The organism is Luteitalea sp. TBR-22, from assembly GCF_016865485.1.
Classification (GTDB): Bacteria; Acidobacteriota; Vicinamibacteria; order Vicinamibacterales; family Vicinamibacteraceae; genus Luteitalea.
This window is the reverse complement of sequence record NZ_AP024452.1, coordinates 1,316,543-1,330,739: the sequence shown is the minus strand read 5'-3', so window position 1 is coordinate 1,330,739 and position 14,197 is coordinate 1,316,543. Positions and strand designations below refer to the sequence as shown.

The window sequence follows — 14,197 nt, the reverse complement described above, 5'->3', positions numbered from 1 at the left end:
GGAACGCCTCAGTAGAGTGGCCGGAAGTCGTGGCTGATGGCCACCGCGGCCGCCACGCCCCAGCCAGGCTCGGCCGCGTTGAGGCCGCGTGTCACCGCGAACTCGTACTCGAACGCCCCGCCCATGCGCAGGCCGGTGCCCATCTCGAGGTACCACGGCTCCGGCCCCTCGACCGCCGCGGCCCGGTGCCCGAACCGCACCAGCGGCAACCAGCGCCCGCCGCGATCCCACACCAGGCCGAAGCCTTCCCCATGGCGCAGGACCGCGGTCTCCGCGTCGTGCAGCCGGGCGATCTCGGCGTTGAACGTCAGGAGCAGCGCCTCGCCGATCGCGCGATCGACGTGCAGCATGAAGCTGCTCTCGATGACCCGCGGCTGGGCATGGTCGGTGCGCGTCGGGTAGTAGAACAGGCCCGACACCGCCGTGTTGAAGCCCGCCATCTGCCCGGGGATCAGCGCACGCCAGCCGGCGAACGCCGTCGTCGGCGACCAGGCGCAGCGGCCGAAGCATGCCGAGGTCCACCCGCCCGATCCCCCGAGCAGCTCGATGCCCGGCGCGATGCCGAACCGGATCAGCGGCTGCGCACCGGCGCCGGACGTGCCGTCCTCGGCGTCGAAGGTCATCCCCGCACCGGCCTCGACCATCACCTGGCCGAGGCTCAGGACGTCTCCGGGTTCGGCGCCCGGCGTCATCTGCGCCATCGCGGGAACGGCGACCAGCAGCGTGGCCGTACACAGCAGCAGCGAACGTGCCTGGCGGAACATGGCATCCTCCCCGCTCCTCAGGCCGCCTCGGCGACGGCCCGCAGCATGCCCGGGGCGACGCGAGAGAGAGGCAGGATCTCGTCTACCCCACCGGCCGCGATGGCCTCCTTGGGCATGCCGAACACGACGCAGGACGCCTCGTCCTGCGCGATGGTGAACGCGCCGGCGTCGTGCATGGCGCGCATGCCGCGCGCGCCGTCGTTGCCCATGCCGGTGAGAATCACGCCCACCGCGTTGGCGCCGAGGTACCGCGCGCAACTGTCGAACAGCACGTCCACCGACGGGCGATGCCGGTTGACGGGCGGGCTGTCGACCAGCCGCACCGAGTAGATCGCGCCGCTCCGGCGGACTTCCATGTGGATGTTGCCGCGGGCGATGAGCGCATGGCCCGGCAGGATGCGGTCGCCGTCGGCCGCCTCCTTCACCTTGATCTGGCACAACGTGTCGAGGCGCTCGGCGAACGACCGCGTGAACGTCTCCGGCATGTGCTGCACCACGACGATGCCGGGGCTGTCGGCCGGCAGCACCTGCAGCACCTCGCGCAGCGCCTCGGTGCCGCCCGTCGACGCGCCGATCGCGATCACCTTGTGGGTGCTGTTGATCAGGGCCTGCGTGTTGGGCAGCACCTTGACCGGCGCCGCGGCGCCGCTCTCGCGGCGACGCACCTTCGCGCGGGCGGCGTCGTGCACCTTCGCGAGGATCTGCTGGCCGAGTTCCTCGATGCCGGCCCGCACGTCGATCTTCGGCTTGGTCACGAAGTCGACCGCCCCGAGCTCCAGCGCGCGCAGGGTGGTGGCGCAGCCGCGCTCGGTCAGCGACGACACCATGAGGACCGGAATCGGCCACGCCCGCATCAGCTTCTCGAGGAACGTCAGGCCGTCCATGCGCGGCATCTCGACGTCGAGCGTGATCACGTCGACCCGCTCGTGCTTGAGGCGCTCGACGGCGGCCACCGGGTCGGGCACCGCGGCCACCACCTCGATGTCGGGGTCGCTCTGGAGGATCTGGGTCAGCAACTGGCGGATGAGCGCCGAGTCGTCGACGATGAGCACGCGAGTCATGGGGGCGTCTCCACGGCATCAGAACAGCGTGATGTCGTCGTCCTCTGCCGGCTGCGCCGGATGGATGAGGGTCTGGCTGTAGCGGTCCTCCTCGTGTGCCAGGCGTTCCACCGAGGGCAGCGCCAACTCGCGCACGAACGCCTTGCCCGTGTCGGTGGCAAACAGCACCTCGAGGGGGCGAGGCCCGCCGAGCAGGCTCCGATCGAGGGGGATGCCCTCCACCTCGAGGAACCGCGTGATGAACTGTGCGTTGCGCTCCTGCACCTCGCGGCTCAGCACGACGTGCTTGATGGCCTCGCTGGCGCCGAAGGCCTTGGCGCGCAGGCGGCGACGGTCGGCGCCGCGGTGCATCATCTCGTTGATCAGCACTTCCATCGCGTGCACGCCGTAGCGCGTGCTCGCCCGCGCGTCCTGCTGCTTGTCGTGGCCTTCGGGCAGCAGGAAGTGGTTCATGCCGCCGATGCGGGTCTCGGGGTCGTAGAGGCACGCGGCCACGCAGGAGCCCAGGATGGTGCGCACCACCGCCGCCTCGGCCGACGCGAACACGCCGCCGACGTGGATGATGTGGGTGTGCGGCATGTGCGCCGCCGACTCGATCGCGCCGTGATGCAGGCGCCGATCGGCCCCGACCTTCGAAGCCGTGGCGGGGCGCGGCCCGAGGCGCGACTCCAGGCGCGAGGCGAGCCGCCCGCCCGCTCGGAGGGCGGGGCGAGCCGACCCGACCGCGAGGGGCCGCGGCGCCGGCTCGACGGCGTCCGGCCGCGACGCTGGCGCAGCGGCGGCGGCCTGTGCGGCCACCACCGAGGGCGGCCGCAGGTCGCCGTCGGCGGCCGTGGCCAGGCGGTACACGGTGGGCACGCCGCGCACCTGCGCGAACGTCCCGGTGAGCCAGCTGAGGGTCTCGGAGTGGCCGATGATCAGGTGCCCGTCCTTCTTCAGCAGCTGCGCGAACCGATCGAAGAGCACGGCCTGCGTGTCGCGGTCGAAGTAGATGATGACGTTGCGGCAGAAGATGACGTCGAACTGCGTGTTGATCGGCCAGCGCGGGTCGGCGAAGTTGATCCGGCGGAAGGTGATCATCCGGCGGATCGCGTCGTCGATGTCGTAGGCGCCAGGCGTCCGGGAGCGGGTGAAGTACCGCTCGCGCAGGTGGTCGGGCACGACGTCGACACGATCGGCCGGGTAGGTGCCGGCCGCGGCGGTCTCCAGCACCCTGGTGTCGATGTCGGAGGCCAGGATCTTCACGTCCCACGAGTTCAGGCGCGGCCCGAGCGCATCGGCGATGGCGAGCGCGATGGTGTACGGCTCCTCGCCGGTGGAACAGCCGGCGCTCCAGATGCGGAGGCGGCGCCCGCCCACCGTGCGCGACTGCACCGCCGGGATGACCTGCTGCTGCAGGAACCGGAAGTGGTGCGGCTCGCGGTAGAAGTCCGTCTTGTTGGTCGTGACGCAGTTGATCATCTCGACCAGCTCCGGCGTGCCGGGCTGGGCGAGGCAGTCGATGTAGTCGCTGAACGTGCGGAGGTTCAGGGCGCGCAGCCGGCGCTGCAGGCGCGACTCCAGCAGCGTCCGCTTGGCGGGCGCGAGGGCGATGCCGGCAATCTCGTGGATGAGGGTCCGGAGGCTGTCGAACTCGCGGGTGGTGAGTTCGACGGTTCCCGGCACGGAACCCAGCAGGGACATGGAGTTGTTCTCGCGGACCGATCCGCCCGACGCCGGCCCATCCGGTTGTCCGGGCGGCCCCGACGCTGCTCGTGTCATCGGCATCGGCGGAAGGCCCCTTGAAGGAGAATTCCTTCGCATCGCCTCGGGAATTTCCCGATGGCTCGCCCCGGAGGATGGCCTGCCCCGGCACACGAAAAGGCGCGCGGCACGTGGCGAGGCCACGTGCACGCGCGCCTAGTCGGGATCACCGTGGGGCGCGCCTGGCGCCCCGTCGGCCGCCTAGGCGGCCACCTCCTGCGGCGGTGGTGCGACCTCGTCGACCATGCCGACGACGCGATCGATGTCGAGCAGGCTGATGAGGCCGTCGCCGGCCTTGGCCAGCCCGGTCATGAACGACGTGTCCACCGACGCGTCGAAGATGGGCGGTGCGGCGACGTCGGTGGCGCCGAGCGTCAGCACGTCGGACACCGCGTCGACCACCAGGCCGACCACCTTGCCGTTCACCGTCACCAGGATGATGACCGTGAACTTGGTGTACTCCACTTCCGGCATCCCGAACTTGAGGCGGAGATCCACCACCGGGACCACCGCGCCCCGCAGGTTCATCACGCCCTTCACGTGCGAGGGGGCATTGGGGATCGGCGTGATCGCCGAGTACCCCTTGATCTCCTGGACCCTGAGGATCTCGAGCCCGAACTGCTCGTTGCCCAATCGGAAGGTCAGGAACTGCCCGCCGTCCGTGCGGGCCTGGTCCACTGCCTGCTGTGTCGTCATGGCTCAGCCCTCCACTCGATGACGAGCGTTCAAAACTCCTGGAACTCGTTGTCGAGCGCGAGCGCGGCCGTGCCGGAGGTCGGCGCCTGCGGACGGCGGCCGGCGGCTGGCTTGCGGCTCATCATCGCCACGGGCTTGCGCGCCGCGGGGCGCTGCTGTTCGGCCATCGCCTCCTCGCCGAGCTTGAAGCGGCGCACCAGCCCCTGCAGCTTGCCGGCCTCGCCCGAGAGCGACTCGGACGTGCCCGACATCTCCTCGGTCTGCGAGGCGTTGGCCTGCGTCACCTGATCCATCTGCGTGACGGCCTTGTTGACCTGCTCGATGCCCGAGGACTGCTCGCGGCTCGCCGCGGCGATCTCGGCGACGATGTCGGTGACGCGCTTGACGGCGGCGACGATCTCGTTGAGCGTCTTGCCCGAGGCGTTGACCAGCGCCGATCCGGCCTCGACCTTGCGCGTCGAGTCGGAGATCAGGTCCTTGATCTCCTTGGCGGCCGTCGCGCTGCGCTGCGCCAGGTTGCGGACTTCGGCCGCGACCACCGCGAAGCCGCGGCCCTGCTCGCCGGCCCGCGCCGCTTCCACTGCCGCGTTCAGGGCGAGGAGGTTGGTCTGGAAGGCGATCTCGTCGATCGTCGTGATGATGTCGGCGATCTTCTTGGACGAGTCGTTGATGGCGCTCATCGCCTGCACCGCCTCGCTCACCACCTGGCCGCCGTCCTCGGCCGTGCTGCGCGCCCCGCCGGCCAGCTGGCTGGCCTGCTGTGCGTTGTCGGCATTCTGCTTGATCGTCGCCGTCATCTCCTCGAGGCTGGCTGCCGTCTCCTCGAGGCTGCTGGCCTGCTCCTGCGCGCCGCTCGAGATCTCCTGCGAGGCCGCCGCGAGCTGGTCGGCCGACGAGGCCACCGCATTGGCGGTCTCGCGCACGTCGCTCATCGCCTGGCGCAGCTTGGTCACCGCCTCGTTCAGGGCCGCGGCCATCACGCCGAGCTCGCCCGGCAGGTCGCTGCGGACCGCGATCGTCAGGTCGCCGTTGGCCAGGCCCTGCGAGGCCTCGCGCACGTTGGCGACGGCGCCGCGCAGCGACGTCAGGCCGGTGCCCAGCGCATTGGCCATCACGCCGAGCTCGCCGGGCAGGTCCTTGCGCACCTCGACGCTGAAGTCGCCCTTGGCCATCGCCTCGGCCGCCGACCGCACGTTGCCCAGCGCGTCCTTGATCTGGGTGATGGCGGCGTTGGTGGCGCGCGCCAGGTCGCCGATCTCGTCGTGGGTGTCGAGCTTGATGGTCTCGCTGAAGTCGGCCTTGGCGACGTGCTGCAGCACGCTGACCGTCTCACCGAGCGGCCTGGTGATGAGGCGCGCGATCGTCCAGATCAGCAGGACGGTGAGGCCCATGCACGTCGCGATGATGCCGATCAGCGTCGAGCGCGTGCTGGTGTAGGTGCTGTCGATCTCGTCGGCGGCCGCCTCGAGGCGCTTCATCTTGTCGGCCTCGATCGTGTCGACGATCTTGTCGATCTCGTCGGCCTGCGCACGCAGGCTCTTGAGCATCTCCTTGGCCTCGTCGGCCTTGCCCGAAATCGTCAACTCGAAGGCGACGTCCTGGCCGTCGGACACTTCCTTGAACTTCTCCTGCGCCTCGCGGCTCTGCTTGCGGACCTCCTCGGACACGATCGTCTTGTCGAACTTCTCCATCGCCGCCGCGAACTCGACGCGGTACTTCCTGGCGTCGTCCCAGCGCTTCTGCTTGTCGGCGACCGCGTCGTCGATGATCGCGTTGCGGAGGGCGCGCGAGGCGCGGACCACCGAGATGTTGGCTTCCTTGATGTGCGCGATGCCCAACGCGTGATTCTGGTACATCACGTTGTTGAGATCCTTGACCGTCGACAGGCTGCGGAGCGCCATGACGCCCACGACCAGCGTGAGGATGAAGCTGACGCCGAAACCGAGCGTCAGCTTGACGGCCATCTTCTGGTTCTTGAACCACTGCATGATGTGCTCCTTCCGGACCGTCGCCCTCGGCTGGGGGCAGGCGGACGAGCGGCCCTAGGCCGCGCTCTCGGCGACGCGGCGTCCCTGACCGGCCAGCCGCAACAAGCCGGGCACGTCGAGGATCAGGGCCACGGAGCCATCACCCATGATGGTCGCGCCCATCACCCCGTCGGTCCGACGGTAGTGGGTATCGAGACTCTTGATGACGACCTGCTGCTGGCCGAGGAGTTCCTCGCCGAGCAGGGCCGCACGCTGTCCGTCGTGCTCCACGAGCACGACAATCCCGGTGCAGGGATCGGTGCGGTCGGTCGGTACGCCAAAGAGTCGGTGCAGCCGCACCAGCGGCACCGCCTCGCCTCGGACCAGCACCACCTCGCCACGTCCCACGACGACCTGGACGTCCTGCGGGCGGGGCCGGAGGGATTCGACGATCGAGGTGATCGGCAACACGTACTGGCCGCCCCCGACCGTCAATGACTGGCCGTCGAGGATGGCCAGCGTGAGTGGCAGCGTGATGCGGCACAGCGAGCCCTTGCCCGGCTTGCTCTCGACGGCGACCGTGCCGTTGAGGGCCTGCACGTTGCGGCGGACCACGTCCATGCCGACGCCGCGGCCCGACAGGCTGCTCACCTGGTCGGCCGTCGAGAAGCCGGGCGCGAAGATCAGCGCGTTGACCTGCTCGTCGCTCAGCGTCTCGTGCTCGCTGATGAGCCCCTGCGACAGCGCCTTGGCGCGGATGCGCTCGGTGTCGAGGCCCTTGCCGTCGTCGGCCACCTCGATCACGACGTTGCCGCCGCGCGTGAACGCGCTGAGGCGGATGGTGCCCTGCGCAGGCTTTCCGGCGGCGGCGCGGTCGGCGGGCAGCTCGATGCCGTGGTCGGCCGCGTTGCGGACCATGTGCGTCAGCGGATCGCCGATCTGCTCGATGACCCCCTTGTCGAGCTCGGTCTCCTCGCCCTCGAAGACGACCTGGATGTCCTTGCCCAGCGCGCCGGCGATGTCGTGGACGACGCGCGGGAAGCGCGCGAACACGCCGCCCACGGGCATCATGCGGATGCCCATGATCCGCTCCTGCAGTTCGCGGGTGTTGCGGGCGAGCACGCCGACCGCGTCGCGCAGCGTGAGGAGCTTCTCCTCGGAGAACGTGTCGATGATGTTGGCCACCATCGACTGCGAGATCACCACCTCGCCCACCAGGTCGATCAGCCGATCCACCTTCTCGGTCGCGACGCGGATCGAGGCATTCTCGGCGGCCGGACGACGATCGGCCAGCACGCGGCGCTGGCCGAGGCGACGTTCCTCCGGCGCCGGCGTGGCAGGCGCCGGGGTGACGAGCGCGCCCGGGGCTGCCGCAGTGCCGTCGACGGCAGGCGCGGCAGGAGCGGCCTGCGGTACTGGCGCATCGACGACGGGCGTGATCTCGAGCACCGCGTCGTCCTCGGCAAACAGGAACACGTCGCGGAGCGGGCCTTCGCCGCCCGCCGTCTCGACCTCGAACGTCCAGCCCAGATAGCAGCTTTCGGCGTCGAAGGTGTCGTGGTCGGGCAGCGCGTCCTCGTGCAGCGTGACGCGCAGGATGCGGGACACCTCGGCCAGGTCGCGGAACAGGACGAGGGGATCGAGCCCCTGCCGGAACAGGTCCTTGTTGGGAATGAAGTGGACGCGCCAGCGCGGCACGGTCACGGCGCCACCCGCAGCGCCTCTGGTCACGGCGTCGCTGGCGGGCGAGACCTCGACGGCCTCGGTCGCCGCGGCAGCAACCGCGACCACCGCGGCCGTGGCGTCGGCAGCGGCCTCGGCGGCGGTCGCGCCCTTGAGCACCTCGCCCAGCGACACCAGGACGGCCTCGCGCTCGCCGGGTTCGGCCACCCCGGTGCGCGCCGAGGCCAACAGGCCGCGCAGCACGTCGTTGGCCTGCAGGAGCAGGTCGATGAGATCGCGCGTGCAGGCGATCTCTCCCTCGCGGAGGCGATCGAGCACGCTCTCGAGCGCGTGGGTGAACTCGCCGATGGCCGTCAGGCCGAAGACGCCGCTGCCGCCCTTCACCGAGTGCGCCGCCCGGAAGATCGCGTCGAGCACTTCACGGTCGCCGCCGCGTTCCTCCAGGTTGAGCAGCGAGGACTCGATCGTGGCCACGTGGTCGGTGGCCTCCTCGAAGTAGGTGTCCTTGAAGCGCGAGAGATCAATCTGCATGGCGGGTCACCGGGTCACGGGGAGCGGTTCCGGGTACCGGGTCACAAGTGGGGGTCACGGCACGAGCTTGCCGACGACGGCCAGGAGCTTCTCGGGATTGAAGGGCTTGACGATCCAGCCCGTGGCGCCGGCGGCCTTGCCCTCGGCCTTCTTGCTCTCCTGCGACTCGGTGGTGAGCATGAGGACCGGCGTGAACTTGGCGTTCGGGCGCGTGCGCAGTTCCTTGATGAACGTGATGCCGTCCATCTCGGGCATGTTCAGGTCGGTGATGACGATGTCGACCTTGTTGGCGCCGAGCGTGGCGAGGGCTTCCTTGCCGTTGCCGCCCTCGAGGACGGCGAAGCCGCTCTGCTGGAGGGTGAACGACACCATCTGGCGCATCGACACCGAGTCGTCCACGATGAGTGCGGTCTTGGCCACGGTCCTACCCTTCCTGCCCGGCGACCGTCGCCGGGGATGCCGCGTTGGCGGCCTCGTTCGTGATGCCCAGCAACTCGCAGGTCTCGGCCGGCACCGCCAGCCCGCTGACCCGGAAGTCCTGTCCGACGCCTGCCGCCGTGCGGCGCGCCTCGAGCAGCAACTGGATGCCGGCCGTGTCGACGCGGCTGATGGCGGCCAGGTCGGCGTGCACGGCCTGGCCCTGCCCGATGCAGGCGCGCAGTGCCGTCCAGTGCTCGCTCACCGTGTCGATGGTGAGCGTGCCTGCCGGTGCCCAGGAGGCGGGCCTGGCGGGAGCGTCTGGCGCGGTGGTGGCTTCCATGGTCGTGATCCTCAGAACAGCTCGACGTCGCCGGAGCTGGGCGCCTCGTCCTGGCGCTCCTCCCACATCGTGTAGGTCTCGTGGAGGCGCCGCTCGACGAGCGCCTGCCGCTCGGCGCGCGCCTCGGCGGTGTCGTCGTCGATCGCCGGCAGCGCGTGACCGAGCGCGTCGCGCATGTGCGTCAGCGCCTCGGTGACGTGGCCGATCCGCTGGTTGACGCGATCCTGGAACTGCAGGCCGACCACCGACGCCGAGATCTCCTCGGCCAGCGACCGACTCAGCTCCGCGCCCTCCCGGATGCGCTGCTGCAGCATCTGGTGGTTCTTGGCCAGCGCCTCGGACGTGTCGGCCACCTGCGTGCGCGAGGCCTCGATGCTCGTCAGGTCGGACTGCGCGCCCTCGCGCAGCAGCGCGGCGAGCTCGGACGTCTCGGTGGTCATGTGCGCGACGCCATCGCGAATCTGCTCGGCGATCGCCCGCGACTCCTTGCCGGCGCGCTGCATCTCGTCGGCGACGACGGCGAACCCGGCGCCCCGGTCCCCGGAACGGACGGCCTCGATCTTGGCGTTGATGGCCAGCAGGCGGAGCGCCGTGGCGAGTTCCTCGATCTGATCGAGGTTGTTGAACACGCCGCTCAGCGACGCCTCGAGCTCCTCGAGCCGCTTGATGGCCTGCAGGGCGCGGTCGGACGTCCGCGTCAGGCGGCGGTCCATCGCGCGCATCGTGTCCTGCATGCGATCGAGCAGCGTGCCGAAGCTGTCGCCGTGGCCGCCCTCGACGAGGGCCGTCGTCGCCTGCACACCCCGCCGCGCTTGGTCGGCGATGGTCTGGAAGTGCTGGCAGATGTCGACGACGGCGGTCTCGACCTGTCGAGACGTCTCCGCGAGCTGCTCGTTCAGCTTTGGGATGACCGACAGGTGGGCTGCGACTTCGACTACCAGCGGTGAAGTGGCCACGACCGTTCCGACCTCGGGAAGGGCACCGTGCGGTGCCGCCCTGCCCTGGGCGCCCGTTGCGCCCGAGTCAGCAGGACATAGCAGTCATCGGCCTCGGGCTGCGTTCCTCTAGAGAGAAAGATCACCCACGGCCAGCGGAAAATCGCCTACCCCGGGGTCCTGGTCCTCCGCGCTGGTGATGAGGACGCGACCGGCCCGACGGGGTCATCGGGCCGGCGGGTGTCGGCCGCCCGTGCAATCGGCCCCAGGGACGGTCCAGCCGGCCGACATACACCAAGCGCGGTAGCGGGACCACCACGAACAGGTGAGGCCAGGGCCTCACTGCCGCGTGGCACATACCAAGGACAGGGTCGAACCGTGGGAACGGCATTCTCGAGAGCGCCCACCTGCACGTGACCGCCTCCGCGGTGGCAGCCTTCCCGACAGTCCGGGCCGGCTCCGGAGGGTGGTGATGCGCGAGGCGTACCAGGCGGGCCAGGGCGAGGCCACCGAGAGGCCGGGTCGGGCGGTGCGGGCCGCCGCTGCCGGGCCAGCCGCGGCGCGCGGCTCTGGCGGCGCCGAATAGGAAGGCGCGCGTTGACATTTCCTCGCCGGCTTCCGTACTGTGTGGAGGTGACCGCGCAAGCCCAGACCGACGTCTTCCGCGCGATTGCTGATCCGACGCGTCGGGCCCTGCTCGACCTGCTTCGCACCGGCGATCGCACCGTCAACGAACTGGCAGAGCCGTTCGACATGAGCCGGCCCGCCATCTCCCAGCATCTCCGCCTGCTCCTCGAGGCGCGGCTCGTCGCCGTGCGCAAGGAAGGCCGCCAGCGCCGCTACCGCCTGAACGGCACGGCCATCGCGCGCGTCGCGCGCTGGGCCGGCAAGTTCGAGGACACGCCGGCCAGCAAGAAGAAGAAGCGCTAGCCCCCAGAGGCCGGCGCCCTCCCAGCTCCGGCCATCCTCACCCCAGCAGCGCCGCCAGCCGCGCCCGGTCCCGCGCCGCCGCCTCCCGCATCCGATCGGTCTTCTCCGCAGGTGTCCGCCCCCCGGGCTCGTACTCGACGTGCAGCGAGATGGGGCCGGTGAAGCCGGCGCGGCGAATCTCCGCCGCGAACGTCTTCCAGTCCACCATCCCCTCGCCGATCGGACAGTCGACCACCCGCCACCGCCCGTCGCGCCCCTTGTCCCAGTAGAAGTCCTTGGCCGCGAGCATGCGCAGGTACGGCGCCGCCATCTGCGTCGCGACGCGCCAGCCGGCCTCGCCGCCCTCGACGGTCGCGTGCCGCACGTCGAAATAGAGGCCGGTCGCCGACGGCGGCAGCCCCTCGATCAGGCGGAGCGCATCCCACACCGGCGCCCCGATGTACCCGGAGTGATTGTGGTAGGCCAGCACCACGCCTGCCGCCGACGCCATCTGCACCAGCGCCCTGAACTGCGTCGTCGCCTCGGCCAGTTCCTTGCGCACGTCGGCGAACGCGTACCGGTAGTACCCCGCCTTCAGCAGGCCGACGTCCACGGCACGCGCCGCGGCCATCGTCGGCCGCGCCGCCGGGTCGTCGGGCGAGGTGAGGCCCGTCGTGATCATCGTCACGCGGCTGCCGCCGTCGCGAATCGCCGCCACGGCCCTCGGCAGGTCCTCGGTCACGCGCGCGGGAAGCACGTGCCCGCCGGGACGCACGGTGAGGTCCACGCCGTCGAATCCCATCTCGCGGACCGCTCGCCCGAGGTCGGGCCAGGCCAGCTCACCGAGGTGCTTGGAGAAGAACAAGAACGGCGACGAGGGTCCGGCGACGGTGATGGCGCCGGTGGCGACCTGACCAGCACTGGCCTCGGGGCGGTGCGTCCCCTCACCGGCACGGGGACCGGGCGCGGCCGACGACAGTGGTGCCAATCCTGCTGCTGCAAGCGCGCCTTGCACGAACGCGCGACGATCGACGGGCGTAGTCATCGGGAGTCTCTTGGGGAACGGGAGTCGGGAGTCGGGAGTCGGGAGTCGGGCGTCGGGAGTCGAGAGTCGGGAGTCGGGAGTCGGGCGTCGGGCGTCGCGAGTCGGGACTGGTGGCCGACGGCCGTCGGCGGTGCGCCGTCAGCGCACCAGCAGCAGGTCGTCCTGGCGCGCCAGGGCCCAGCGCCAGCCGGTGGACGTGAGCACGGCGTCCTCCTCGAGCGCGAACCTGACGACCTGTCCGTCCCACTCGGGCACCGGTCGGGAGGCGCTCAGCTCGATCGAATGCCACGACTCGGGTTCGAAGGCGTAGTCGCCCGCCCCCGGCAGGCCGTCCTGGTAGTCGGTCATGCCGATGTGCGGACCGGCGCCATGGCCATGGATGCCTATCGGATGGCAGTAGATGACGGGCGACAACTGCTCGCCGCGGCCGCGCGCCAGCGACGCCGCGAGCGCCGCGTTGCCCGTGACGCCGGCGCGGGCCTCCTCGAGCACGATGTCCTGCAGCCGCGTGCCGGCCCGCTGTCCGGCCTGCAGGCCGGCAGGCGCGGCGAGCTCGCCCTGATGCGGAACGTAGGCGTTGTGCTGCGTGTCGGTGGCGTATCCGAGGTACACGATCCCGAAGTCGCAGTGCAGCAGGTCGCCACGCTCGATCACGCGGCTGCCACCCTGGACGCCGCCCTTGCGCTGGATGTCCACCGTCGGCTGGAACCACTGCCCGAGCCCGAGCTCGGCGACGCGCTGCCGCATCCACCACGCGACATCGTCGGTCGTGGTCACGCCCGGCGTGATGACAGCGGCCGAGAAGGCCTCGCGGATGATCGCGTGCGCGATCGCCTGCGCCTCGCGATAGACGGCGGTCTCCTCGGGCAGCCGCCGCCCCAGCCAGTCGACGGCGAGCCGCTCGGCCGAGCGGAGGCGCGCCGCGTGCACCGGACCGATCGCGGCGACGAGCGCCTCGTGCTCGGTGTGCGAGATGCCGTCGGCGTGCGCGAAGGTGCGCGACGTGTCGATGCCGATGGCCCGCGGCTGGCGCTGGTCGAGCAACGCCCGCAGGCCCGCCCACTGCCCGTCGTTGTGGGTGGGCACCACCGTGTACAGGCGGTCGTAGTCGAAACGGCCGATGGACAGCCGCTCGACGCCCTGGCCCGGCCCGCGGTCGTGGAAGACGAGGATGGTGCGTCGGCGCGAGGCGTAGGTGGTGAGCGGGGCGAGCGCCCGGAACACCGGATCGTCGTCGTACTCGCGCGTCACGACGATCCACATGTCGAGGCCGTGCCGCCGCATCAGCTCGGGCAGCAGGCGCTCGAATCGCCGTTCGAGGAAGGTGCGGTGCAGCGCTGCCTGTTCCCGGTGCGTCTTGACGGGTGGGAGCGGGCTCGACGGCGCGGGCGCCGCGGACGGAGCCGACGCGACGGCAAGGGCCAGCAGGACGGACCCGAATCGCATCAGCGGGCGCGGACCATGCGGGGCGTCGACAGACGGAACTGCGCGACGAGCCCGGCGATCGCGAGGGCGACCCAGAGGACGAGCACCCAGTGTTCGCCCGGGGCCGGGCGCAACGGGTACGCCTGCCAGCCCGTGGCCGCCGACCCGAGGCCGGTCACCGACTCGCGATGCCAGAGGCCGAGCGCGCCCATCACCAGCAGCCACGCGCCACCGAAGGCCGTGCCGAAGACGATCACGTAGCGCTGCAACGAGAGCGCCGCGAGCGCCCCGACGATCGTGCACGCGATGACCACGACCGCGGGCGGCTCCATGCCGAGCTGTGCCGCGATGGCGTGCACGACCAGCGCCGCCATGGCGGCGCCGACCAGCGCGACGCCGATGAAATACGCGAGCACGAGCGCCAGCGCGCCGCCCACCCCGCCGGCCAGCAGGATCAGGATGTCGCGGGTGGTGTCGGCTGGCCCGACAATGGATCCGGCGGCCAGCACGCCGATGACGAACCCGTACAGGCCGAGGACGATGCGGAAGGTGCGCTGACCGAGGAAGCACGACAGGACACCGCCCACGAGGAACAGGACGGCGGCTGGGACGTGCAGCGTCTCCGGCAGCATCGCGGCATTATAGTGGACCCGGCCGGCTCCTGGCGGCCCCCCTCCC

13 protein-coding genes are annotated in these 14,197 nt (G+C 70.8%); 1 reads left to right on the top strand and 12 read right to left on the bottom strand.

Translation table 11 applies throughout. The features are described from left to right. Window positions 1-8: 8 nt before the first annotated feature. The 9 genes from TBR22_RS05465 to TBR22_RS05425 all read right to left on the bottom strand — a co-directional run bounded on the left by TBR22_RS05465 (window position 9) and on the right by TBR22_RS05425 (window position 10,161). On the bottom strand, window positions 9-764 hold the full coding sequence (locus TBR22_RS05465) for a hypothetical protein (RefSeq protein WP_239491949.1): 756 nt from the start codon (window positions 762-764) through the stop codon (window positions 9-11). Window positions 765-781: 17 nt separating this feature from the next. Beyond that, the gene (locus TBR22_RS05460; protein WP_239491948.1) at window positions 782-1,825 is read right to left on the bottom strand and encodes a chemotaxis response regulator protein-glutamate methylesterase; all 1,044 of its coding nucleotides are present in this window, start codon (window positions 1,823-1,825) and stop codon (window positions 782-784) included. A gap of 18 nt (window positions 1,826-1,843) precedes the next feature. Continuing rightward, a complete protein-coding gene (locus TBR22_RS05455) occupies window positions 1,844-3,508 on the bottom strand; it encodes a CheR family methyltransferase (RefSeq protein ID WP_239491947.1) in 1,665 nt (554 codons plus the stop codon). Between the two features lie 261 nt (window positions 3,509-3,769). After that, window positions 3,770-4,264, bottom strand: coding sequence for a chemotaxis protein CheW (locus TBR22_RS05450; RefSeq protein ID WP_239491946.1), 495 nt, complete (start codon window positions 4,262-4,264; stop codon window positions 3,770-3,772). A 29-nt stretch (window positions 4,265-4,293) separates the two neighbouring features. Continuing rightward, window positions 4,294-6,252 (bottom strand): methyl-accepting chemotaxis protein, encoded by a 1,959-nt coding sequence (locus tag TBR22_RS05445; protein ID WP_239491945.1) that lies wholly within the window; start codon window positions 6,250-6,252, stop codon window positions 4,294-4,296. A 54-nt stretch (window positions 6,253-6,306) separates the two neighbouring features. Then, window positions 6,307-8,445, bottom strand: a complete 2,139-nt coding sequence (locus TBR22_RS05440) for a chemotaxis protein CheA (protein ID WP_239491944.1) — start codon at window positions 8,443-8,445, stop codon at window positions 6,307-6,309. Between the two features lie 54 nt (window positions 8,446-8,499). After that, entirely contained in the window at window positions 8,500-8,826 is a 327-nt protein-coding gene (locus TBR22_RS05435) for a response regulator (protein ID WP_370651486.1), read from the bottom strand. A gap of 43 nt (window positions 8,827-8,869) precedes the next feature. Continuing rightward, entirely contained in the window at window positions 8,870-9,205 is a 336-nt protein-coding gene (locus TBR22_RS05430) for a lipid asymmetry maintenance protein MlaB (RefSeq protein ID WP_239491942.1), read from the bottom strand. An 11-nt stretch (window positions 9,206-9,216) separates the two neighbouring features. Continuing rightward, complete coding sequence (locus TBR22_RS05425; RefSeq protein ID WP_239491941.1) at window positions 9,217-10,161, bottom strand: methyl-accepting chemotaxis protein; 945 nt, start codon at window positions 10,159-10,161, stop codon at window positions 9,217-9,219. Between the two features lie 612 nt (window positions 10,162-10,773). On the opposite strand from TBR22_RS05425, the gene TBR22_RS05420 reads away from it, so the two are divergent. Then, the gene (locus TBR22_RS05420) at window positions 10,774-11,070 is read left to right on the top strand and encodes a helix-turn-helix transcriptional regulator (RefSeq protein ID WP_239491940.1); all 297 of its coding nucleotides are present in this window, start codon (window positions 10,774-10,776) and stop codon (window positions 11,068-11,070) included. Between the two features lie 37 nt (window positions 11,071-11,107). Here the strand turns inward: TBR22_RS05420 and TBR22_RS05415 are convergent, their stop codons facing one another. The 3 genes from TBR22_RS05415 to TBR22_RS05405 all read right to left on the bottom strand — a co-directional run bounded on the left by TBR22_RS05415 (window position 11,108) and on the right by TBR22_RS05405 (window position 14,151). Then, window positions 11,108-12,094, bottom strand: a complete 987-nt coding sequence (locus tag TBR22_RS05415; protein ID WP_239491939.1) for a sugar phosphate isomerase/epimerase — start codon at window positions 12,092-12,094, stop codon at window positions 11,108-11,110. 138 nt (window positions 12,095-12,232) lie between these two features. Continuing rightward, window positions 12,233-13,540 carry a M24 family metallopeptidase gene (locus tag TBR22_RS05410; protein ID WP_239491938.1) on the bottom strand — a complete coding sequence of 436 codons (1,308 nt, stop codon included), beginning with the start codon at window positions 13,538-13,540 and terminating at the stop codon, window positions 12,233-12,235. Then, on the bottom strand, window positions 13,540-14,151 hold the full coding sequence (locus tag TBR22_RS05405; RefSeq protein ID WP_239491937.1) for a TMEM198/TM7SF3 family protein: 612 nt from the start codon (window positions 14,149-14,151) through the stop codon (window positions 13,540-13,542). The genes TBR22_RS05410 and TBR22_RS05405 overlap by 1 nt, the downstream gene beginning before the upstream one ends. Window positions 14,152-14,197: the final 46 nt, after the last annotated feature.